20 protein-coding genes and 2 pseudogenes are annotated in these 21,206 nt (G+C 68.5%); 6 read left to right on the top strand and 16 right to left on the bottom strand.

Annotated elements, in window-relative coordinates; genetic code table 11:
- Positions 1 to 83 precede the first annotated feature (83 nt).
- The 5 genes and pseudogenes from ABT057_RS44410 to ABT057_RS44390 all read right to left on the bottom strand — a co-directional run bounded on the left by ABT057_RS44410 (position 84) and on the right by ABT057_RS44390 (position 4,362).
- Positions 84 to 2,567, bottom strand: coding sequence for a tyrosine-type recombinase/integrase (locus ABT057_RS44410; protein WP_352350201.1), 2,484 nt, complete (start codon positions 2,565 to 2,567; stop codon positions 84 to 86).
- Complete coding sequence (locus tag ABT057_RS44405; RefSeq protein WP_352350199.1) at positions 2,564 to 3,223, bottom strand: tyrosine-type recombinase/integrase; 660 nt, start codon at positions 3,221 to 3,223, stop codon at positions 2,564 to 2,566. Before ABT057_RS44405 ends, ABT057_RS44410 begins: the two co-directional genes overlap by 4 nt.
- A 296-nt stretch (positions 3,224 to 3,519) precedes the next feature.
- Positions 3,520 to 3,606 (bottom strand): annotated as a pseudogene (locus ABT057_RS44400) (site-specific integrase); the annotation flags it as partial.
- A 91-nt stretch (positions 3,607 to 3,697) separates the two neighbouring features.
- A complete protein-coding gene (locus ABT057_RS44395; protein ID WP_352350197.1) occupies positions 3,698 to 4,204 on the bottom strand; it encodes a Tn3 family transposase in 507 nt (168 codons plus the stop codon).
- The gene (locus tag ABT057_RS44390) at positions 4,201 to 4,362 is read right to left on the bottom strand and encodes a hypothetical protein (RefSeq protein WP_352350195.1); all 162 of its coding nucleotides are present in this window, start codon (positions 4,360 to 4,362) and stop codon (positions 4,201 to 4,203) included. The genes ABT057_RS44395 and ABT057_RS44390 overlap by 4 nt, the downstream gene beginning before the upstream one ends.
- 108 nt (positions 4,363 to 4,470) lie before the next feature.
- Between ABT057_RS44390 and ABT057_RS44385 the strand changes: the two genes are divergently transcribed.
- Together ABT057_RS44385 and ABT057_RS44380 are read left to right on the top strand one after the other, a co-directional pair.
- A complete protein-coding gene (locus tag ABT057_RS44385; protein ID WP_352350193.1) occupies positions 4,471 to 5,628 on the top strand; it encodes a tyrosine-type recombinase/integrase in 1,158 nt (385 codons plus the stop codon).
- Positions 5,625 to 7,730 carry a site-specific integrase gene (locus tag ABT057_RS44380; RefSeq protein ID WP_352350191.1) on the top strand — a complete coding sequence of 702 codons (2,106 nt, stop codon included), beginning with the start codon at positions 5,625 to 5,627 and terminating at the stop codon, positions 7,728 to 7,730. The genes ABT057_RS44385 and ABT057_RS44380 overlap by 4 nt, the downstream gene beginning before the upstream one ends.
- On the opposite strand, the gene ABT057_RS44375 is transcribed toward ABT057_RS44380, so the two are convergent.
- The 3 genes from ABT057_RS44375 to ABT057_RS44365 form a co-directional block, all read right to left on the bottom strand.
- Positions 7,731 to 8,213 carry a WapI family immunity protein gene (locus tag ABT057_RS44375; protein WP_502974068.1) on the bottom strand — a complete coding sequence of 161 codons (483 nt, stop codon included), beginning with the start codon at positions 8,211 to 8,213 and terminating at the stop codon, positions 7,731 to 7,733.
- A 143-nt stretch (positions 8,214 to 8,356) separates the two neighbouring features.
- Entirely contained in the window at positions 8,357 to 9,073 is a 717-nt protein-coding gene (locus tag ABT057_RS44370) for a Tn3 family transposase (RefSeq protein WP_352350187.1), read from the bottom strand.
- Positions 9,074 to 9,193: 120 nt separating this feature from the next.
- A complete protein-coding gene (locus ABT057_RS44365; protein WP_352350185.1) occupies positions 9,194 to 9,745 on the bottom strand; it encodes a TetR/AcrR family transcriptional regulator in 552 nt (183 codons plus the stop codon).
- A gap of 55 nt (positions 9,746 to 9,800) precedes the next feature.
- On the opposite strand from ABT057_RS44365, the gene ABT057_RS44360 reads away from it, so the two are divergent.
- Positions 9,801 to 10,649 carry a patatin-like phospholipase family protein gene (locus tag ABT057_RS44360; RefSeq protein ID WP_352350183.1) on the top strand — a complete coding sequence of 283 codons (849 nt, stop codon included), beginning with the start codon at positions 9,801 to 9,803 and terminating at the stop codon, positions 10,647 to 10,649.
- Between the two features lie 317 nt (positions 10,650 to 10,966).
- On the opposite strand, the gene ABT057_RS44355 is transcribed toward ABT057_RS44360, so the two are convergent.
- The gene (locus ABT057_RS44355; RefSeq protein WP_352350181.1) at positions 10,967 to 11,665 is read right to left on the bottom strand and encodes a TetR/AcrR family transcriptional regulator; all 699 of its coding nucleotides are present in this window, start codon (positions 11,663 to 11,665) and stop codon (positions 10,967 to 10,969) included.
- 114 nt (positions 11,666 to 11,779) lie between these two features.
- On the opposite strand from ABT057_RS44355, the gene ABT057_RS44350 reads away from it, so the two are divergent.
- Complete coding sequence (locus ABT057_RS44350) at positions 11,780 to 12,739, top strand: NAD(P)-dependent alcohol dehydrogenase (protein ID WP_352350179.1); 960 nt, start codon at positions 11,780 to 11,782, stop codon at positions 12,737 to 12,739.
- 205 nt (positions 12,740 to 12,944) lie between these two features.
- Here ABT057_RS44350 and ABT057_RS44345 read toward each other — a convergent pair.
- Positions 12,945 to 13,365 (bottom strand): annotated as a pseudogene (locus tag ABT057_RS44345) (SARP family transcriptional regulator); the annotation flags it as partial.
- A 209-nt stretch (positions 13,366 to 13,574) separates the two neighbouring features.
- Here ABT057_RS44345 and ABT057_RS44340 point away from each other — a divergent pair.
- Complete coding sequence (locus ABT057_RS44340) at positions 13,575 to 14,117, top strand: hypothetical protein (RefSeq protein ID WP_352350177.1); 543 nt, start codon at positions 13,575 to 13,577, stop codon at positions 14,115 to 14,117.
- 143 nt (positions 14,118 to 14,260) lie between these two features.
- Here ABT057_RS44340 and ABT057_RS44335 read toward each other — a convergent pair whose 3' ends face one another.
- From ABT057_RS44335 to ABT057_RS44315, 4 genes are all read right to left on the bottom strand, one after another.
- Positions 14,261 to 16,219: an Ig-like domain repeat protein gene (locus ABT057_RS44335; RefSeq protein WP_352350175.1), complete on the bottom strand. Its 1,959-nt coding sequence runs from the start codon at positions 16,217 to 16,219 to the stop codon at positions 14,261 to 14,263.
- 470 nt (positions 16,220 to 16,689) lie between these two features.
- Complete coding sequence (locus ABT057_RS44325) at positions 16,690 to 16,839, bottom strand: DUF5959 family protein (RefSeq protein WP_352350247.1); 150 nt, start codon at positions 16,837 to 16,839, stop codon at positions 16,690 to 16,692.
- A 25-nt stretch (positions 16,840 to 16,864) separates the two neighbouring features.
- On the bottom strand, positions 16,865 to 17,143 hold the full coding sequence (locus ABT057_RS44320) for a DUF5959 family protein (RefSeq protein ID WP_352350173.1): 279 nt from the start codon (positions 17,141 to 17,143) through the stop codon (positions 16,865 to 16,867).
- A 101-nt stretch (positions 17,144 to 17,244) separates the two neighbouring features.
- Positions 17,245 to 18,072 carry a M55 family metallopeptidase gene (locus ABT057_RS44315; protein ID WP_352350171.1) on the bottom strand — a complete coding sequence of 276 codons (828 nt, stop codon included), beginning with the start codon at positions 18,070 to 18,072 and terminating at the stop codon, positions 17,245 to 17,247.
- 163 nt (positions 18,073 to 18,235) lie between these two features.
- Between ABT057_RS44315 and ABT057_RS44310 the strand changes: the two genes are divergently transcribed.
- Complete coding sequence (locus ABT057_RS44310; protein ID WP_352350169.1) at positions 18,236 to 18,823, top strand: hypothetical protein; 588 nt, start codon at positions 18,236 to 18,238, stop codon at positions 18,821 to 18,823.
- A gap of 13 nt (positions 18,824 to 18,836) precedes the next feature.
- Here ABT057_RS44310 and ABT057_RS44305 read toward each other — a convergent pair whose 3' ends face one another.
- Positions 18,837 to 20,249: a M1 family metallopeptidase gene (locus ABT057_RS44305; RefSeq protein WP_352350167.1), complete on the bottom strand. Its 1,413-nt coding sequence runs from the start codon at positions 20,247 to 20,249 to the stop codon at positions 18,837 to 18,839.
- Positions 20,250 to 20,285: 36 nt separating this feature from the next.
- Entirely contained in the window at positions 20,286 to 21,188 is a 903-nt protein-coding gene (locus ABT057_RS44300; RefSeq protein WP_352350165.1) for a M20/M25/M40 family metallo-hydrolase, read from the bottom strand.
- Positions 21,189 to 21,206 lie beyond the last annotated feature (18 nt).

The following is a 21,206-nucleotide window of genomic DNA, read 5'->3' as shown; positions in this document are numbered from 1 at the left end:
TCGGCCCAGGAGGATCTCCGACGAGCTGTGCACTCCGCGGGCGTGAGCCCGAAGGCGTCGGTGCGGCTGGTCGTCGGAGGGCGTCATGAGGGGTCCTTGCTCGCGGTGACTGTGCGGCTGGCGATGTCGCGGAACGCGGGTATGCCGAGGTTGACGGTGGTGGTCTGGCGGGCCCGCTCGTCGAGCTGGGCGAGTTTCTGCATGGCGCCGGCGAGGCTGACCTTGAGCCCTTCGACCTCACCGAGCCATCCCTCCCGTTCGGCTTCGGCGATGCGGTCGCGCGGGTTGTCGAGGATCTCTTCGATGCGGGGGCGCTGGTCGGGATCGGGCCGCAGGAGGCTGCATCGCAGGCAGCTGTGCTCGTGGATGCAGCTGGTGCCGTAGGCTCGTCCGCAGTCGCCCAAGGCGACCCGGCGGCGTTCGAAGTGGGCGATGAACTCCTCCCACTCCTCGTTGGTGGGGGTTCGGTACTCCTCGCTGGGGCGGGTGGCACGGCGGCGGGCGATGAACGCGCGGTGGCCGTTGATGACCTCCTCGGGATAGACCGCCTTGTAGCCCATGGTGGTGTTGATGTCGCGGTGGCCGACCACGAGCTGGGCGATGTGGGGCGGCATGCCGTTCATGATCGCGTCCGTGATGAACAGCCGTCGGAAGTCGTGGGGGCTGAACGTCAGCGGCCGGTTGTTGGTGTCGGTCAGTCCGGTGCGGGAGAGCGCGTCGTTGAGCATCTGCCGGATCCCGCTGACCGGGATCGGTCGGTTCTCCACGCCGAAGTGGCGCTGGAACAGCAGCGGCATCGCAGGATTCCAGACGCGCTCGTGGCCGTCGTAGGAGACCACGAGGGGAACGGCGCCCTTCGTGTCACGGACGCGGCTGATGATCGTGCTGAGCACGTCGGCGAGCTCCGGGGAGATGACGAGCAGACGCTCGGCGTCGGTCTTGGACGGGGCGATGTGCAACAGCGGGATGAGTTCACCGGTGGCGGGCAGCCGGTATTGGACGAGGCTGTGGTGGGAGAGCTCGGTCAGCTCCTCGACGCGGAGGCCTGTGTGCCGCAGGACTTCCACGATCGCCCAGGACCAGAACGCGCGATGCTCCTCCTGCGTGAGGTCGAGGCGGCGCCCGGTCTCGGGATCCTCGGCCCAGACCCTGGCCGTCGGGTTCTTGCTGAGGGGCCTGTGCCAGCGCTGTCCGGCCACCGCGAAGTCCGCCCCTGGAGCGGCGGCCTGGGCTGCGGCCAGCCGCTCAGCTGCCAGTCGGCGTTCCGTGTCGACCGTCTTCACCAGGACCGGCAGGACGGGCAGTCGCTCCCGGGTTCGCTGATCGATGCGCGATTTGCGGCCGGAGCGTTCCTTCTTGCGCGACATCTCCTCCTCTCGGACGGGGCAGGGTGCCGCCCAGACACCCCAGCGTGCGGGATCGTCGATGGCCCATTGGGCGAGGTCGAGGTAGAAGGCACGGACCAGGGCCAGGTAGTTCATGCCGTGGTCGCCGCGCGGGACCTGCTCCTCCACGACGTCGCCGTCGGCGGTCTTGCGGCGGATCGTCTTCGTCGCGACCCTGCGCTTCCACGCTGCCGCGACGTCGGGTGCCAGGCGGAGGGAGTCGATCCCCGAGTGGTGGTCCTCCAGGTCTTTCCAGAACAACTTGCCCAGGGCGAAGGCGACTGTTCGCAGCGAGGTGTAGTCGAGCGCGGGGGCGCGTTCCCGCAGGTAGTCGACCAGCAGGTCCCGGACCGGGCGGCAGGCGAGGTGGTAGCGGTCGATCATCTGCTCGATGCTGATCTGGCCCAGGTTCTTGGGGTTGAAGATTCGGACCGTGGCCGGGGCCCCTTCCGGGAGAGCCCCGATCGTGTGGAGCAGCTGGTAGTAGTACGGGCTCGTATCGGTCGAGCGGCTGCCGCGGGCGCTCAGGAATTCCGCCAGCTCCAAGCAGTCGCCGACCGTGATGTCGTGGACTGTGCCGCCCTTGGCGGCCGTCATCGTGGCGATCCGGCGCATTGCGCCGTTCTTGGTGTGGGCGTTGGCGGGGTCGGTCCGGCAGACGGCCGCCAGGGCGGCGAACCCGCGCGGGTCGCGGGCGCGCGCCATCTCGGCCGTCAGTATCTGCACGGTTCCCGGAGTGAGCAACCACGGCAGGCTGGGCCGGATGACATCACCGCTGATCAGCACCAGGATGCCGCTGCCCAGGACGTCGAAGTCCTTCTTCGGGTCCTGGTAGGACCAGCCGGTGGACTGGAGCCAGGAGATGGCCATTTGCCGCCAGGCGATGTTGCCGGCCGCATCCGCGCCGCTGGCGTTCCAGCGCTCCTGCCAGGTCTGCCCGGGAAACTGCTCCAGCCACGCCAGGGTCTTGGTCAGGCCGGTCCTTCGGCGGGACTGGGGGGCCGAGGACGCCAGCCGGAACGGCGGCGTGAGCAGTCGTTCTCTCACCTGCTCACGTGACTGCTCGGTGGCCTCCCACCGCTGCCCGGCACGGCGCGGCGGGAAGTTCTTCAGCAGCGCCGTCACCTCCGGGCTGTGCAGCCGGTGGGTGGAGCGTTCCGCGGTCAGCGCCTGCGTGGTCATGCGGTCCCCTCCCCGAAGAGGACGTTCAGTGATTCCGGCCGATACGACAGCGCCGAGGGTTCGTCCGTCGATACAATGGGCGTCGTAGACGTGCCCGCGGACCGGCGAGCGTGGTGCGCGAGCACACCCGCGACCACGTCCTCCGTGAGCGGCGTCAGGTAGAGCTGAGTGGTACTCAGATGGGCGTGTCCGAGGACCCACTGCACGTCGGTGAGCAGCATGTCGGGGTCGCGGGCCATCCGGTAGGCGGCGGTGTGCCGCAGATCGTGCAACGACCAGTTGGCGCCGAGCGCGGCGTTCGCCCGGTTGAACATCCGGTAGGCAGCGTGATAGCCGAGCTCCCGGAACGGGCGCCGCAGCGTCCACCACAGCGGATCGTCGACACCTGCGGGCACCAGGTCGTGCATCTGCGCCTGGTAGAGCCGGAGCCATACGAAGGCGTCTGGCGAAGCCGGCAACTGCTGGATCGCCCGCGTGCCCTTGCGCACCACCGTGATCAGCTGCTGGCCGGGGTCAGCGTCACCGTAGCGCGCGCCCAGCAGCTCCGACGCCCGAGCGCCCGTGGACACCCAGAAAGCCACCAGCGCCCGGTCCCGGTGAGAGCCCAGCTGGGCGAACAGCTCGTTGAACTTCTCGTCCGGGATGCAGCGTGGCACTCGCTGAACATGCCGGGGCGGTACAGTCCCGACCGTTCATTACGGTAGAGGTCCATCGGGTTGTGGTGGGCATTGGCCCGTCTACCCCGTCGGGCCAGCGGGAACGGGTTGACCATCGGCCCCGACCCGGCGTCGGCGTGGAAGTCGTAGAAGCCGCGCAGCACGGTCTCGCTATGCCCGCGGGTGGTCGACGCGTACTTGCGGCCCGGCCCCACCTTGCCCGTCACCGGATTCGCGACCGCCGACGTGGCGGGAGCACCGGCCCGTCGCGGCTTGTCGCTGAGCTGGATCCAGCGGGAGAAATCCCGGGCCTCATCCCGGGTCGCGTGATCCCACAGCACCCCGATCGCCCACAGGAACCGGAACCAGCGCAGCAGGTCCATCGCGTACGACCGCTGCGTCGTCGGGGGCCGTCCACTGGCCTGCAAGTCCTTCAGGTACACCGAGACCGGCTCAACGACCGTCCCAGCCGGATCAAGCAATCGGTACGGCTCCCATATGTCGCCGCTCTCCACCAGCGACCCGACCCGCGGTACGACCAACGTCCGCAGATCCCACCCTTGCGCATCTCTCTCGATCACGGGGCGGGACCATAGTCACCCGCTTCCCAAGATGTCCGCTGAACTGGGCAAACTCCTCCGGTAGTTCAGTCAACAGGTAGACCAGGGCCGCCTGTAACAGGTGCAGGGCGAGCATCGAGATCTCCTGGCTCTCCCGGTCGGCGCCGGTCAGGTCCCCGTCCTTGCCGTGGAACAGGTCGTGGTTGGCGGAGTTCCAGTTCTCCACCACCTGCCGACCCTCGTGGATCTCCCGCCGCAGCTCCGGGTCGGCCAGGTAGTCGCAGACGAACGCCGTCCGCACCGCCCGGCCCAGCTCCTCGATCGCCCGGTAGGTCGGGTGCTTCGGGCCACCCCGGGTGAACCGCCGCAGCACCTGCTCGGCCTCCGCCGTGCCCACGCGGAGCGCGGTGGTGTACTTCACGATCTGGTCGTACTACTGGCGAATCGGCTCCCAGTCGATCGTCTTGCTGGACAGCACCGCGCCAGGTGCGGCCACGTCTCGTCCTCGCCGGCGGCCGGCCGGCACAGCCGGGCCGAGCCCACGTTCTTCAACCGGGGCAGCAGGTTGAAGCCGAGCATGTGCGCGAACGCGAACCCGACGAATGTTGTTACCTGGACACCTCCTGTCCCGTTAGCCCGGAGGAGCGGTCGGATGGGCCGTCAGTCGGGGCTGTTCCGGAGGTGGCTGTGCGGGTCCTGGACCAGCGTCGCGAGGATGGCTCGCACGTCGTCGAGCTGCTCGACGACGCTGATGAGCCGATCGAAGTCGTCTCGGGGTTCCTACGCTTCCTCGGTGCGAGGAACTGTTCGCCGAACACTCTCGTGTCGTATGCGTACGACCTCCGGCACCTGTGGCGGTTCTTCGGTGAGCGCGGCCTGACCTGGGACGTGTTCGCTCCAGCGCACGCGATCCCGCTGCTGGAGTACCTGCGCACGGTCCCCTCTCGCCGTCCGCGCCAGCGCATGGTGCTCACCGTCGCGACGGTCGATACGGACGGCCCGGCCACCAAGCTCGCGGCGACCACGGTGAACCGGATCCTGGCGGCGGTGTCTTCCTTCTACGAGTACGCCATCCTCGCTGGCCTGCTGGACCGCGCGAACCCGATCGAGAAGCGCCCCGACCCGGCCCTGCAGAGGGTCTCCGAACGTCACCGGCCGTGCATGGGCCGGGCCAGCCGCCAGCGGCCCGTCCGGCGCGCGGTTCGGGTCAAGACGGTCCAGGCCCTGCCCCGCCCGCTGGACGACGTCCAGGTCGAGGCCCTGCTCGCCGAGCTGCGTTCGGTGCGCGACCGGGCCTTGGTGCTGCTGATGCTCCAAGGCGGCCTGCGTCCCGGAGAAGCCCTCGGGCTGCACCTGGAGGACATCGCCTACGGCCGTCGGCGTGTAGTGGTCCGCCACCGCGACGACCACCCGAAGGGCGCACGGTCGAAGTCCAGATACGAGCGGGTGGTCGACCTGCACGAGCCCGAGGCCCTGGCCACGGTCAGCGCCTATGTCATGGGCGACCGCCCCGCCGGCGCGGAGAGCCCGCTGGTGTTCCTCATCGGCGGCCGTGGCGCCCGCAGGCTGGAGCCGCTTGGCTACGACGGGCTGGTGCGGATGTTCGCCCGTGCCTGCGCCCGGGCCGGGATCCGCGAGCCGTGGGTGACCCCGCACGCTCTGCGTCACACCCACGCCACACGCATGTGGGAGGGCGGGATGCGGGAGCTCACGTTGCAGAAGCGACTCGGTCATGCCTCTCCAGAGTCGACTCGCATTTACACCCGGGTCTCCGATCCGGCTGTGGTCGCCGAGTACAACCGCGCCCTGGTCAGGAACGACGCACCCACGCAGGGGGCGAAGTGAGGTCGCAGGGTGTGTCCACGGCCGCGATGCTGGCCAGTTTCGGGGCCATTCCGCAGCAGCAGCGGCGGCGCCGTCGGCACTGCCCTGACGAGGAATGGCGTTCCTACGTCCGGGGCCGGGGCGGCAATCGGCAGTACCAGCTTCAGAAGCTGAGGTTCCGGCGCCAGTTCATCGACCGCTGGCCCAAGCTCACCAGCTGGTTCGGTGCCCCGCTGGTCGAACGGGCCGGCCGGCTGCACGGTGAGTCCTTCCATCGCCCGTCCTACCCGGTGTCCTTCCGGGCCCGCACCTACCTGGTCTATCTCGGACTGCGCGGCTACACGACGTTCGACTATCCGTGGCTGTTCGCGCCCGGGCAGCTCTCCATCGTCGAGCCGGCCGCCGCTCTGGGCATCGATCTGGGGGCCAAGGAACTCGTCGACGACGCGATCGGCTTGGGATTCAACCCGAACTCCGCACGCCAGGCCATGCATTGGGCGGTCAGTCGCATCGCCCTGCACACCGGTGTCTTCGACGTCACCACGATCACCGAGAACCACATCGCCGAGGCTCTCCAGGCCATCCGGTTCTTCGCCGACCACCCGGACCTGGAGCGCTTCTACCCGTCCCGGCAGCAGTATCTGGAGGGCGCCGCCAAGAACTGGGTCACCCACCTCCACCAGCTCCAGGTCGTACTCTTCCACCGCGGACAGGTGGCTACCCAGCCCCGCAAGCTGATGCCCTCGTGGAAACCGCCACTGGTGCTGCCGCCGCGGATGCAGACCGTCGCCGAGAAGTGGCTCGCCGCTCGGAGACTGACCGACCGCCCGGTCACGGTGGACAAGCTGGAACTCGCGGTCCGCCGCTTCGGCGACTGGCTCGGCGAACACCACCCCGACATCGTCACATTCGCCGATGTCACCCGCGAGCACTGCCTCGCCTGGCTCCAGCACATCGCCGAGGAACCGACAGAACGGACCGGCAAACCCCTCGGCGTCATCTCCCGGATCCAGCGGACCTCCGGCCTGGGCCAGTTCTTCCGCGACACCGCAGCATGGCAGTGGGACGACGTCCCCGGACACAGCCTCATCGGCCCCGGCGACTCGCCGAAGTCACCGATCAAGGTCCCCCGGTTCATCCCGGACGACGAGCTGGACCGGTTGATGCCCGTCATCGACACCATCGCCTGCCCTTTCCAGCGTGCCGCCCTGCTGGTCGCCCGCTGGTCCGGAGCCCGCCGGGACGAGATCCGCCGCCTGCCCCTGGACTGCCTGGACCGCTACCCGGACGGCACCGCCCGGCTGCGGCTGCCTGCCCGCAAGACCTACAAGGAGCGCGTCGTGCCCCTGCACGATGACGCGGCGGACGCCCTCCAGAAGGTCATCGCCCTGCGCAGACAGGGCCGCGAACGGCCCTTCACCGACGAGCTGACCGGGCAGCCGGTGCGCTATCTGTTCATGCAGCATGGCAAGCTGCTGTCGACGTACTACCTGTTCGAGACCCCGATTCAGGCCGCTTGCAAGGCCGTTGGACTGGTCCGCCCCGGAGGTCGAGGCGGCACCGGCCGTGGCACCGTCACCGCCCACCGCTTCCGTCACACCGTCGGCACACAGCTCGCCGAGCGCGGCGCGAAACTCCACACGATCATGAAGGTACTCGGGCACTCCAGCGTGTCCATGGCCCTCGTCTATGCGCAGATCAGCGACCAGGAAGTCCTCCGCGACTACAAGGCCGTCCTCGCGTCGGGCGCCAACATCGCCGGACCCGCCTCCGAGGAGCTGAAGTCGGGCGCTTTGCCGGAAGAGGCCGTCGACTGGCTGAAGACGAACTTCTTCAAGACCGAACTCGAACTCGGACACTGCCTGCGGCTCCCGGCCGAGGGGCCCTGCGAGTGCGATCTCTACCTGACCTGCGCGAAGTTTGTCACGACCCCGGCCTACGCACCGCGGCTACGGGCAAGACGCAAGGTCGAGAACGCCCTCGCCACCGACGCCGCCCACCACGGCTGGACCCGCGAAGTCGAGCGTCACCACTGCACCGCCGGCCGCATCGAGAAGCTCCTGAACGACCTCGGCCAGCCCCTCGAAGACCCCACCGACACCCCGGAGAAGGATCACCGCTGATCAGCGAGTCGGGAAGGAAAGCAGTGCAAGGTCCCATTGGTCAGCTGCGTGAAGCAGCGCAGCCGCATTCACTCGTACCTCCACCACGTATTGGTAGATGTCCGCTCGGTCATCGCCGTGCTGCCACGGGGGTGCCGCCTCCAAGGACAGGTGAACGCGAATCACCGCCCCACTGTCGGTTCGATCGGCGAGGCTGACGGCCAGGACCGGCTCGACGAACCACGTGTCCGGAGACAGCCAGCCTTCGGCGTCAGGTCCTGTCACAGCCACCGTCCCCGCGGCCACCTCGCGCAACCAAGCGGACATCTGATGCGCTTCATGAGTCAGCAGACAAGGATCGGCAAAGGACCAACTGCCCTCGGAAGTCGTCACCATTCCGCCGACGACCAGCCAGTTGTCGTCGTATGAGTCACCCCGGACCTCGGAGAACTGATACCGCAGCAGGCGGAGCTCGACACTGCTCACATGATCACTCAAAAGCACAGCCACAGGATGTCACGGGCCCTCCGGACTCTGCATGGCGCGAGTGATCACCCTCAAATTCGTATCCCAGGGACCAGCCCCGCGCGAGCGGTCGCCAGCCGGCTGAAGAGGGCTGGCCGAATTCGGCCAACTCATCGACGCTCTCAAGGACACACCGAAGGATGATCAACTTGAACTGTCCACATAATGGACGCGCCGTGGGTGTCGGTGTACTGCCGGTCCACCACCATCTCGGTGCAGTGCCGCAGCACGCCCTCGATCATCGCGGCGACCTCGGAGGCCGAGCAGTTCTTGAGCTGGGAGTAGATGCACACCGACTTCCGCTCGACGTGCCAGTAGATCATCACCCCCGGGCCCCGGTACCGCTGGTGCCATTCGGTCATGAAGTTCGAGGACCAGGAGCCGAACTTCTTGCTGTCCGAGGCGCATGCGGTGCCCTCGCCCCAACATTGGGCGTCGCGGGCGGCGAAGGTGGTGTTCACCAGCTTCACCAGCGCGCCGCGCATGTTGGTCCGGTTCACGAACAGGTGCCGCACCCGCCGCAGGACCGCCTCGGACTCGCCGTGCTTGCCGGTCACCGCGACCCGCTTGATGCCCATGTTGGTGCCCAGCGCGAACAGCACCAGCAGCAACCGGCGCCGCAGCACCTCGCGCGGCACTGCCTCCCGACTGGCCACCGAGGTGAACTCGGAGTTGAAACCGACCGCGAACTCGGCCTCCTTGAGGATGTCGATCAGGTCGATCGTCCCCCAGCGGCGCTCGATCTCGGCCTTGAGTGCGGCCAGGTTCTCCGGCTCCTCCTGCTTGCCGAGCGGGGAGACCTTGATCCACGGCTCGCCGTGCTTGCGGACGATCTCCACCCCGCCGGTCGAGCCCTCCTCCAGCGCGGTATCGAACCGGGTCAGGGCCGCCCGGAGCCTCTTCTGCAGGGCGTCGATGAACTCGCCCGCGAACCGGCCCGGTGCAGCCGGATGACGCCGCTATACGGTCACACCCATGATCGCCAGGACCTCGTTGCGCAGAGAGTCCGTGTGGGCGGGCTGCTCGTCGAGGGCGCTCTTCCACAGAAGGTAGGAAAGGCCGCTCTCGGCGCGCCGCCGCACGTCCGGCCCGGACCCGCACACGTTCTCCAGCCGGGTGGCCAGCCCGTCGGCCATGGGCGTGAGCTTGGCCTGCCGCGCCACGCGCGCCAGCTCGGAGTCCGGCTGACTCAGGCAGGCGGCGACCAGCCGGCCCAGCCCTCGCGGCACGGCCGCGATGATGCGCTCCACCGAGGCGGTCAGTTCCACCAGCGGGTCTCCTGTGCCCCCTGCTGCGTGCTGGGACATGTCCGCGCGCAGGGCCGCCATGACCAGCTCTTCCTTGCCCGCCCAGCGCCGGTAGAGCCCGCCGAGGCCGATCCCGGCGGATTCGGCGACATCCTTCATCCGCAGCCCGTCGTATCCGCGTTCCTCCAGGAGGGCCAAGGCGTGTTCAAGGGCCAGACGGTCGATGTCCGAGCTGCGGGGGCGACCGCGGTGCGCGTTCTCCATGCCATTACGGTAACGTGCATTATCGGAAATAATAATTCTCGGAAAGGTTGCCGCCATGGCTTTCACCACCACGACCCGTGCACTCGTCCTCGGCGGCGGTGGCATCACCGGCATCGGATGGGAGATCGGCGTACTGGCCGGACTGCTCGACAAGGGTGTCGACCTGCGTGGCGCAGACACGGTGATTGGCACGTCGGCCGGCTCGATCGTGGGCATGAACTACGCCTCGGGAACCGACTGGGAGGCCCTCTTCACCGACCAGGCCCACGTCGGCGAGCACGAACCGGTCATACGCACCGACCCCGGCGTCTACGAGGGCTGGATCGAGGCGTTCCGCGCCGGCGCGGGCGATCCCGAAGCGGTGGGCGCCGGATTCGGCCGGGTGGCCCGCAAGTACGGCGCGAGCGTCGACGCCGAGACCCGCCGCGCCGTCGTCCGGGCCCGGCTGCGCACCACGCAGTGGCCGGCCAATATGCGGGTCTCGGTCACCGACGCCGACACCGGCCGCCTGGAACTGCTCGGCCCGCACGCGGGGGTCTCCATCGAGACCGCCACCGCCGCGAGCGGCGCCGTCCCTGGCATCTGGCCCAGCGTCCAGTTCAACGGCCGTGAATGGATCGACGCCGGGATGGTCTCCGCCGCCAACGCCACCCTGGCAGCCGGACACGACCGCATCATCGTCCTCGCCCCCATGTACGAGGGCCACGCGGGCATCCCCAGCGCCCAGGACGACGTCGCCCGCCTCAACGACAGCGCCCGCGCCTTCCTCGTCATCCCCGACGACGCCAGCCGCGACGCCATCGGCCCCAATCCCTACGACCCCAACCGCGCCCAGGCCGCGGCCGAGGCCGGTCGCCATCAAGGCCGTGCCAACGCCGCCGATGTCAAGACGCTCTGGGGCTGACCGGGCCCGACCCACTGCCACACCCACGGCCGCCCCTGCGTCCCTCGCCGCAGCTGCGAGCCCGGCCAGCCCACGCGATCCGCGACAGCGCACGGACTACCCGGACTTCGGGCTTGCGGGACCACAGTGCCGGCTTCGCGATCACAGCGAGCGACGACCCCTTACTGGGATAGGCTCAATGAAGGCGACCGAATCGTTGCGGGCGATGCGCTGGGCTATCACCTGTCCGGTGGCCACGTTCATGGCCGCGACGATGGAGACGGTGCCGTGGCGGCGGTACTCGAACTCGCCGGCGAAGGACCTGCGACGCGCTGCCACTAGTGGCGGGGTGGGGACTGGTGGATGTGGTGCAGTCCCAGCGGTGCAGGCGGGGGCAAGGGTTCGGTCTGGTCGGCCCGGAAAGAGTGGAGGAGGTACGTGACCAGACGTCGGGACGCGGCCAGCGAGACCTGCTGTGACTCTCCGACAACGGCGCTGTTGGCCAGTAGCACGAGCGTGATGTCGGTGTGGTCGAAGTCGTCCCGCAGTTGCCCCACGTCTTTGGCGCGCTGCACCAGCTGGGCGAGGTCGTTCTCCACGCGGGTACGTTCGCGCTCGTAGTCGATGGCGTCGGGGAACCGGGAGAGGAACGCGGCCGTGAAGCCCCGGTCGGTGGCCTGCATGGTGCACACCTTCTCGATGAACGAGCAGAACCCGTGCCAGGGGTCGGGGTCTCCCAGTGCCTCGTCGAGGACGGCGGCGCAGCGGGCGAACTGTTCGGTGAAGGCTTCGGTGACGAGAGAGACGCGGGTGGGGAAGTGCCGGTAGAGGGTGGCGGCGCCGACTCCGGCGCGGCGGGCGATCGTGGTGAGGGGTACGTCGATTCCCTGGGTCGTAAATGCCTTGCGGGCGGCTTCGAGGATGCGGTTGCGATTGTGCCGGGCGTCGGCGCGCAGCCCTGAACCGGCGGTGGGTGGCGGGGGCTCATCGGTGGAAGCGGGTGGTCGGCCCGGTTTCCGAGAGTGCTGAACAGGCATGTCTCTCACATTAACTCAAGTGGAAGGTGTCGCCCGTTTACGGCGTTAGCTTGGGTGAGTCAGCGGAGAGGTCCCTTCCGCCCATGGTTCCCGAGACAGAGACAGGACGACGCCGTGAACGAGATGCGCGCAGCCCTCTATGACAGGTACGGCCCTCCGGAGGTGCTGTACGAGGGCAAGGTGCCCGTGCCCGATCTCGAGCCAGGTGAGGTGCTGGTCCGCGTCCACGCGGCCAGCGTCAACGGCGGCGAACTGGCGGGCCGGGCTGGGAAGATGCGCCTGGTGACGGGGCGCCGCTTCCCACAGCGCGCCGGGATCGACTTCGTCGGCGAGATCGCTGAGGTCGGCCCCTCGGTGCCCGGTATCCGGGAGGGGGAGCGGGTGTGGGGCTTCCTGGGGCGGACGAAGTCCGGCAGCGCGGCGCAGTACGTGGCCGTCCGCCCCCAGCAGATAGCTCTGGCCCCGGGCAATCTCACTCCGGTGGAGGCTGTCTCCCTGCTCGGAGGAGGAACGACCTCGATCACCGCCCTGCGTGACAAGGCGCGTCTCAGGCCCGGCGAACGCCTCCTGGTGCGCGGGGCCAGTGGCGGTGTCGGCAGCGTCGCAGTCCAGATCGGCAAGGTCTTCGGCGCTCACGTCACCGCCCTCGCGAGCCCGAAGAACCTCGACTTCGTTCGCGGCTTGGGCGCGGACGAGGTACTCGACTACACGACGACCCGCCCACAAGAACTTGGCGCATTCGACGTCATCATGGACACCGTCGGCACACAGCACCCCGCCTACCGCCGGCTACTGGCCCCGGGCGGACGCATGGTAGCCATCGCCTTCGATCTCGAGAACCTCCCCACAAGCGTCTCCTATCTGCTCGGCTCCAGCGTCCACGGCTCCCGACGGGTGCGTTTCTTCAGTGGCAACCCAGGGCACGAGCTGTTCGCCGAACTGACCCGGTACGCACAGAACGGCGATATCCGTCCGGTCGTGGACACTGTTCACCCCCTCGCTTCCATTGCCGCCGCGCACCGCGCCCTGGAGGCCGGCGGCGTCCGCGGAAAGCACATCATCCAAATCGTGTGACTCGCTGACATCGTCCAACGGCCGGCTATGCCCTTGAAATGGAAGGGCTCAGCAAACGGGCGGCGGTCTCGGCGGTGCGCGGACGCGGCGCGCTGATCAGCAACGGCAAGTCGTCGCTCACCCGCCCCACACTGGCAGCCCCGCTCACGCCTTGTCAGAAGTTTTGACAGCCACGCCGGTTCTCCCTTCCGTTCCCACTGGGACCCCGGTGGGGGCCGAGGCGGCCGGTCAGCAGGTCCCGGGCCTGGCCGGGGGTGAGCAGGTCGACGGACAGCAGGTGGGCGTCCTCGGCCGCGGCCAGGCCGGTGAGGTGGTTGCGGCTGGTTATCAGGGCCAGACAGCAGGGGGCGGACCTGTTCGGCGTCGCGGGCGTTGTCCAGTACCACCAGCACCCGCCGGCCGGCCAGCAGACTCCGGTGCAGGCCCGCCTGTGCTTCCAGGCCGTTCGGGATGCGGGCCGGGGGCACCCCCAAGGCGTCCAGGAACCACCGGACCGCCTCGGCCGGGGCCGTGATCGAACCGCCGGGGACGAATCCGCGCAGGTTCACATACAGCTGCCCATCGGGGAAGGCTTCCCGTACCCGGTGAGCCCAGTGCACGGCCAAGGCGGTCTTGCCCACCCCGGCGGTGCAGCTTCCGCGCTGACGCGATCATCGATGACCCCACCGGCGATCTGCGCAAACTGCATGCACACATCTCGCGCCACTTCGCCGCCCGACCCTGGGTCCGTCGCAGATGCCAGGATGCCCGCCAGCGGATCGAGACCCGCCTCGCTGCGATCGACACCTCGGCGCCGTTCCACGAGCAGGTGATCTCTTGGCTATTCCCTACCGGCGTGACCTGCCACGTCCTTCTCGTCGCCGCCCTGCGCAACCCCACCGTCCGCTTGCGCTATCTGGCCGCTCGCGAGGTCCTCACCGACTACGGCCACCTCAGCCGCTACCCGGAACTTCTGAACCTTCTCGGCTGCTCACACCTGCCCGCGCAGCGTGTCCAGCACCATCTGCGTGAACTCGCCACGACGTTCGACGTCACCGTCCAAGTGGCGAAGACCCCGTTCTTTTTCAGCAGCGACATCACGCCCACCGCACGGCCGATCGCGATTGACGGAAGCCAGAGGCTCATCGACTCAGGCGACCACCACGAGGCCGTCTTCTGGATCATCGCGACCTTCGCCCGCTGTCACACCATCCTGGCCGCCGATGCCCCCCAACTGCACGAAGCCCTCGCGCCGGCATTCCAGGCGGCCGTCACCGATCTCGGCATCAGCGCCACCCGTGACCTCATCCACCGGGCCGAAGAGGTGACCCGGTTCCTGCCCGGGCTCTGGCAGACCACCGAGGACATCCTGCGCAGCAACCCCAACATCACCGAATAGCAGGGATGCCCGACAGAGTCACGCTTGGCTGCCGGTCCCGTCGGGTGCTCGTGGCCGGTCTGATGTGCCGACGTTGAGGCATGGGCGGTCAGGGCGGCGGCGCGTCCTGCGCGCCGCCGCCCTCGTCCCTTGTCCGGCCTGGGTCAGCTGCTGAAGTAGAAGTAGTTCCAGGCGCCGTATGTGGTGGTGTTCACGTTGTCGCCCGAGGTGGGGTCGATGTACGAGGTGCGCACCCGGGCACGTATGCCCGAGCTCCCGGGGTGGCCGAGGTTGACGATGGACTTGCCGTTGGTGCCCAGGGAGAAGTACTCCGAGTCCGTGGTGTACCACTTGCCGCCTGAGTAGACCTGGAGGTCCAGGCGCTCCTTGCGGCCCTTGTAGTAGGTCATCGTGGTGGTCAGGACGGCGTCGGTGTTCTTGTGGAAGTAGCGGTAGCGGGTCGAGCCGATTGTGCCGGTGCGGTAGTACTTGGACAGTGAGCTGGCGATCTTCACGCGCGCGTAGGCGGTGGACTTGACGGTTCGGCCGGCGTAGCGGGCGTCGCCCTTGAAGACGGCGGTCACGGCGGTGTCGCGGGACATGGTGACGGTGGCGGACAAGTTGCCGTGCGTGTCGGTCTTGCCGGTCTTCAGGAGCTTGTTCGGCTTGTCGCCGCCGTAGGGGTCGGCCCAGATCTCCACCGTGCGGTTGCTGTAGGTGGTGCCGAGGTGGGCGGTGAAGACGACGTTCTTGCCGTAGTCGTACGCCTTCTTGTTGTTGGTGAGCGTCAGGGCGGGCGTGGCGCGGGAGACGGTGACGGTGTCCGAGGCGGATGCCGGGGTGTGCGAGGAGTCCCCGGCGTAGGTCACCGTGTAGCGCACCTTGCTGCCGGCCGGCGGCGCGTCGGTGAAGGAGAACGTGCCGTTCGCGCCCAAGGTCTTGGTGCCGAGCGACTTGCCCGAGGGCGACAGCAGGTCGGTGCGCACGACGTTCAGCAGGGTGCCGGCGGGCAGCTTCAGGCCGGTGGTTACCGTGCCCTTGACGGTGAGTGTCTTGCCACGCGTACCGGTGGCCGGAGCGTCGACGGTCAGCTTCGTGACGTACTTGCGCGGTTCGGTGACGGTCTGCAGCTGCCTAGAGTCCGAGGACCCGGTCAGCACGAACAATTTCGTACCGTCCGCCGACCAGGCTGTCGAGTGCCCGCCCCACGGCATCCATGAGCCCGACAGGTTGCGGATGCTGGCGGGGGCGTCGGCGCCGCCGGGGAAGACGTAGGTGTCGCCGGTGTTCTCGGTGTCGAGCGCGGTCGCCGCGACCGTGCCGTCCGGGGCGACGCTGACGGTCTCCGGCTCGTCCTTGACCGGGTACTCGTGCACCTTCTGCAGGTCGGAGAGCCGGTATTCGGTGACCGCCCGGTTGCCCGGCCCGGCGACGACGATCGACTGTGCGTCCGGGGTGAGCGCGCCGTCCCGGTAGAAGCCGCCCTCGTCCGCGGCGACGCGGATGACCGGGGTGCCGGAGGAGATGTCGTAGACGATGATCGGACCGCTGCTGATGCCGGGGTCCAGGGCGACAAGGGTGGTGGGGTTCGCCGGGTCGGCGAACAGTCTCGGTGTGCTGGCGAAGTCGTGGTCGCCGGCGAGGTCGAGGGTCACCGTGGCCGGGTCGGCGGTCAGGTCGACCTCGCCGAGTCCGGAGTCCCACTGGTCGCCGTAGCCGAACCAGATCCGGCCCTCGGTCAGAGCGATCCAGCGCGGCGCCGTCCCGGCGCCGGTCGGGTACTCGGCGGTCTGCGTGAGCGTCGTGGTGTCGAATGCGACGATCTTGTCCGCTCCGGTGACCGCGGCGTACAGGGTGCTGCCGTCCGGACTCAGCTGGAGATCGGCCACCTGTGGCAGGCCGGCGAGCTTGTTGAGCACCTGGCCGTTGTAGCCGACGACGGAGATCGTGCTGTCGCCGCTGATGTAGAGGTGCTGGTGGGCGCCGTCGACGACGGTGTCGTTCACGGTACCGACGCTGATCGGCACGCTGGTGTCGGCGGCCGCCGGGCCGGCAGTGGTCAGCACCGCGGAGCTGAAGAGAGCTGCCGTCGCGACGGCGGCCGGAAGTGTGCGAATACGCACGGTAATTCGAACCCCCCAAGGGCTTGGGACCGCTGTGTGCGGCCTGTACCGGCCCTGTAGCCGGTGAGCGAAGGCTAGGCCAGAGCTCTGACACCCCACGCGTCACCCCCGGTTCAGCGCAGGCAAGCCCGCCAAGATGCGGACACGGACACCAACGCCCGCGAGGGCAACTACGGCAGGAGTGAGACGGCGCGCATGTCGCCGCATCCCCTTGCGCTGCCGCCGAGTCTGCCCTCACGAGCGTCGAAGGTCTTCTGCGGCGCCACCTCAAAGCCGTCGGCATTCCTGTCATCCAGCAAACGACTCGACGGAACCACGGATCGAGAGCATCAACGGGTGGTCGAGCAGAGCTTCGCGCTGCTGCACTGGTTCCGCCGGTTACGCATCCGCTGGGAGATCCGGGACGACATCCACGAAGCCTTCCTCATCCTCGGATACGCGCTCATCTGCTGGAGACGCCTGGCGGCAGTTCAGCGGCACCACTCATGGACACCCGGTGCCAGCTGCAGGACCTCGCTCGGCCACTCCTTCCGTACCAACCCAAGCAACCTGCGTTGCTCGTCGATCCAACCCTCATCGAGCTTCATGGGCAGGAAGACGGAGACGCACGAGCTGCCCAGGTCCTCTACGCGTACAGCAGCGGTCTCATGCTTCTTCGTTGTGCGGCTGAATCCTGATCTCGGGGCTGTGGTCGTCGTCTCTCCAGCAAATGTCCTGACCAGCAGCGAGCAGGTCCAAGGCGCGCGACCAGTCCTCCAAGTCGGAAGGGAACAGGGACATGGCCGGTCGGCCGCTGACGAAGCTGCTCGCGATTGGGACCTCGGCATCGAGCTGGTCGTGAAGATGCAGCACACCCGGCGACCGACGCCCCAGAACACGCACACGGAAGCTGTTGTCGCCGTCCGAGAGACCGATCAGCTCCATCGCGCCCCCTCTGCTCTGCCTGAACGCATCTGCCAGAGCTCACAGTGCTGAACCTGATCTTCGGGCACAACCAGGTTGCCCCAGCCTCTGTCAGGGAGTTCTTAGCCGGGCTTAATGCTCGCGAGCTGCACGAGCAGCAGGACCAGCCGGTAGGCTTCGGCGAAGTCGGCGGCGGTGAAGGTGACCGTCCGGCCACCCTCAGCGCGTGAGACACCCGGCACGAGTGTCGCCAGGTCAACCATGTATGGGCCGTAAAGATCGATCTCAACCACAAGCGGTCCGGCAAGGGCGAGTGGCGTGACGAGCGCTCGCTGCTTGACAGCCTCGACGGCTGCCTGGTGCAGACGTTCTCGGGCTTCCTCGGGGTGCAGTGCCACGGCGGCGGCCTGACCGAGGGCTTGTTTGACCTCGACAGTGACAGCCGAGGGCACCAGATCACACAGTTCGGCACAGGCGGTGTCATCGCCACTGAGCAGCACGACCGGCACACCCAAATGCCCGGCCATGGCAGCGTTGAGGCCAATCTCGCCCAAGGAACGTCCGTCTACGCGTACGTCCAGGATGGCGTCGCTCATGGTGTGTGCCAGCACGGCTGGGCCGCCACCAGCTCGGGCGTGGTAGCCGACGAGCATCACCGCGTCGGTGTGCTCGTCGAGCCCACCGAGCATGCCCATGGGGCGGGGTTTGCCACGAACCAGACGAGCCCGCCGGTCGAGTTCCTCCGGCAGCAGGTTACGGAAAGGCCCGTGAGCGTCGGCGACCCAGACCTCAGCCGCGGGCTCGGCGTCGAGGACGCCCGCGATCACGGCGTTCGCCTCGGCCGTCATCAACGCACGGCCTCGCTCGTAGTCGTAGCGATCCGGATTTGTCTCGGCGGGATGCACGATCCCCGAGATTCCCTCCATGTCAACAGAGATCAGCACCTTCATAAGGCAGGGAGCCTATGCGCAGTGCGTGCCGGCCGACAGTGCACATCAGGACTCCTGACCTGGCCGGCCAGACCGTCACACGTGATCCCGAACCGTCAAGAGGATGGAACCGCATCCACCCTCCTCTGACCACACGCTCCGCGGCCACAGCCACCCACTCCTCGTGCCCCACCGTCCCAAAGGCGACCCGGTCGGCCTCGACGAGGACTCCCACTGGGAGCTGCTCCACCAGTGCCTGAACGACACCGTCCTTCCCCTCGACGTCCGAGCTGCCGGCGCGATACTCCTGTTGCTCGGCCAGCACCTTGCACGCATCGCGGCCCTCCCCACCACCGCTCTGGCCGAGGTCGAATCCCACCCGGTGCTCGTCCTCGCCCGAACCCCCATCCGCCTGCCCGAACCCGCGGCTCTCCTCCTGACCGAACTCGCCGCCCAGCCGCCGCCCTCCGGCTGGGCGGCGAACTCACCGCGCCGCTGGCTCTTCCCCGGCAACCGCCCCGGCCAGCACCTCTCCGGGCCCGCCCTGGCCCGGCGCCTGGCCGCCCACCACATCCCCGTCCGGCCAGCCCGCACCACCGCACTGGTTCAGCTCGCCGAGGACCTGCCGCCGGCTGTCCTCGCACCACTGCTCGGACTCCACACCGTCACCGCCGAGCAGTGGCGGCGCCGAGCGGCAACCGACTGGACCGCCTACCTCGAAGCCCGTCAAACCGCCCAACAACAGCCCACCCACAGGCTGGGCCCCTTGTGACGCGGTCCACTGCCTAGTGGGGAGCCAGCGCCCCGAGCGACCCCGGGTAGAGGTACTTGTCCGCAGGTACGGTCGTCCCGTGCGCCCACGCGCCGAAGAACCCGGTGAGGTCCTTCCCGGACACCTCCTGGGCCAGCGCCTCGAACTGCGGCCAGGACGCATTGCCGTACCGGTGGTCGCGCTGCCAGCGCTTGAGCGTGCCGAAGAACGCCGTGTCGCCGACGTACCGCCGCAGGGCGTGCAGCATCATCGACCCCTTGAAGTACAGGCCGCTCGCCAGCTCATCGCCCGCGCCGGGATCGTACAGCCGTGTGGTCCAGAAGTCGGGGTCTGCCGCGCTCTCCTCCAGCATCGAGCGGTAGAACCCGGTGTCCAGGTCCGCGCCGTGCTTCTCCTCGTCCCACAGCTGACTGGCGTACTGCGCGAAGCACTCGGCCAGGCAGCCGTCGCGCCAGTCGGAGATGGAGACGCTGTTGCCGAACCACTGGTGGGTGTTCTCGTGGACCATGGCGATGTCGAAGAAGCTGCCGACGTACGTCGGCCGGCTCTGGGTCTCCAGGGCGAGCGGCCCGGTGTCGTCGTCGTTGCCCGTGATGACGATCCCGCCCGCCGAGGAGAACGGATAGGGGCCGAACTTGGAGGCGAGGAAGTCGATCACCTCGGGCAGAAGCGCCTCGTCCTCCGCATTCACGGTCGCCTCGGGGCTGTAGGCATGGATGACCGGGGTTCCGTCGGAGAGTTTCGAGGTCCGCACGGTGAACTTGTCGATGGCGATGGTGCTCAGGAAGGTGGCCATCGGCCGGTCCTCGTACCAGCGGAACGTGGTCTTGCCCCCGGCCTCCGTGGTGGCGCCCGGCCGCCCGTTGCCCATCACCGTCCAGCCGGTGGGCACGGTGGCCGTGAGCCGGAAGGTGGCCTTGTCGGAGGGGTGGTCGTTGGCCGGGTACCAGGCGGTGGCGGAGTGCGGCTCGCCCGTCGCGTTGGCGCCGCCGTCGGCGAGCGTGTGCCAGCCCTCGCCGACCGGTTTGCCCGAGTAACGGACCCGTACGGCGAAGCGCGCGTTCTTCGCGAGCGGCCGGGCGGGGGTGATCACCAGCTCGTGCGCGTCCTCGCGGGACACGGAGCGGGCGGGCGTGCCGTCCACGGTGACGGAGGTGACCGAGAAGCCCTCCAGGTCGAGGTGTAACCGGTCCAGTTTCTCGGTGGCGACGGCCGTGACCGTGGTGTCGCCCTCCAACTGGCGGGGGTGCGCGGGGTCGTAGTTCACGCGGACGTCGTACTCGGTGACGTCGTAGCCGGAGTTGCCGTCCTGCGGGTAGTACGGGTCACCGGCGCCGCCGGGTGCGGCGGAGGCGGGCAGGGCGGTCAGCACGATTCCGGCGACGACTGCGGAGGCCAGGGCTGCGGTGCTGCGGCGGACGGGCATGCGTCTGCTCCTTCGGGTGGTGGGGGACGGCGCGGATCAGTGGCGCGCGGCGAGCTGCCAGACCGTGCTGATGAACGCGTTGGTGCTGGTCGTCTCGGTCGCCGGGTCGACGTTCTCGATGCGGTCGCACGTGTAGTGCGTGCAGTCGTCGATGCCCGTGGCGAAGCCGCCCACCGGGATGCCCGCGTCGCCGAACGACACGTGGTCGCTGCCGCCGATGCCGATGTCGATGGTGGAGATGTTCCGGGCCTTGAAATAGTCGTCGAAGGCCGCGAACGCCGCGGGGTCGTCATCGACGACGAGCCAGTTCCGAATGTCCTTCGTCCCGGCCATGTCGACGTTCAGATAGACGTCGATCCGCTTGCGTTCGGCGGGGGACAGATCCTTCAGATAGGCGGCGGAGCCGATCATGCCAGGCTCCTCGGCCCCCCACCAGCCGAACCGCAGATGCCGCTGCGGCTTCAGCTTCGACTTGGCCACCTCCAGGGCGGTGGCCAGCAGTGCGGCCGAGCCGGAGCCGTTGTCGTTGATGCCGGGGCCCTCCGGCACGCTGTCCAGGTGCGCGCCGGCGAACACGATGTGGTCGGCGTCGCCACCGGGCCAGTCAGCGATCAGGTTGTAGCCAGTCCTGCCGTCGTGCGTGAAGCGGTGCAGGGTGGTGCGGAAACCGGCCTTGTCGAGGGCGGCTTGCACATAGGCGACCGAATCGCGGTAGCCCCGGGTCCCGTGGGCGCGGTTGCCCCCGTCCCGGTCCGCGATCCGCTGCAGGGCCTCCAGATGCGGCATGACCTGGGCGGCGGTGACGACGGGCGGGACCACCGGCGCGCGCGACGCGGCCGCGGCGGCGGGCGCGCCCACGAGGGCCGCGCACAGGCCGACGACCGCGGTGGCGCGGCGGAGACGGGAGGAACGGCGGCTCGGCGAGCTGCTGGGATGCATGGTTCGGGTCTCTCCTGA

It is taken from the genome of Streptomyces sp. NPDC002588 (assembly GCF_040295925.1).
Classification (GTDB): Bacteria; Actinomycetota; Actinomycetes; order Streptomycetales; family Streptomycetaceae; genus Streptomyces.
This window is presented reverse-complemented; position numbering and strand designations above follow the sequence as displayed.

Coding starts and splice junctions, on each gene's coding strand:
- ABT057_RS44410 (WP_352350201.1), bottom strand. CDS start 2,567: ATGACCACGCAGGCGCTGACCGCGGAACGCTCCACCCACCGGCTGCAC.
- ABT057_RS44390 (WP_352350195.1), bottom strand. CDS start 4,362: ATGCTCGGCTTCAACCTGCTGCCCCGGTTGAAGAACGTGGGCTCGGCC.
- ABT057_RS44365 (WP_352350185.1), bottom strand. CDS start 9,745: ATGGAGAACGCGCACCGCGGTCGCCCCCGCAGCTCGGACATCGACCGT.
- ABT057_RS44360 (WP_352350183.1), top strand. CDS start 9,801: ATGGCTTTCACCACCACGACCCGTGCACTCGTCCTCGGCGGCGGTGGC.
- ABT057_RS44355 (WP_352350181.1), bottom strand. CDS start 11,665: ATGCCTGTTCAGCACTCTCGGAAACCGGGCCGACCACCCGCTTCCACC.
- ABT057_RS44320 (WP_352350173.1), bottom strand. CDS start 17,143: ATGGAGCTGATCGGTCTCTCGGACGGCGACAACAGCTTCCGTGTGCGT.
- ABT057_RS44315 (WP_352350171.1), bottom strand. CDS start 18,072: ATGAAGGTGCTGATCTCTGTTGACATGGAGGGAATCTCGGGGATCGTG.
- ABT057_RS44305 (WP_352350167.1), bottom strand. CDS start 20,249: ATGCCCGTCCGCCGCAGCACCGCAGCCCTGGCCTCCGCAGTCGTCGCC.
- ABT057_RS44300 (WP_352350165.1), bottom strand. CDS start 21,188: ATGCATCCCAGCAGCTCGCCGAGCCGCCGTTCCTCCCGTCTCCGCCGC.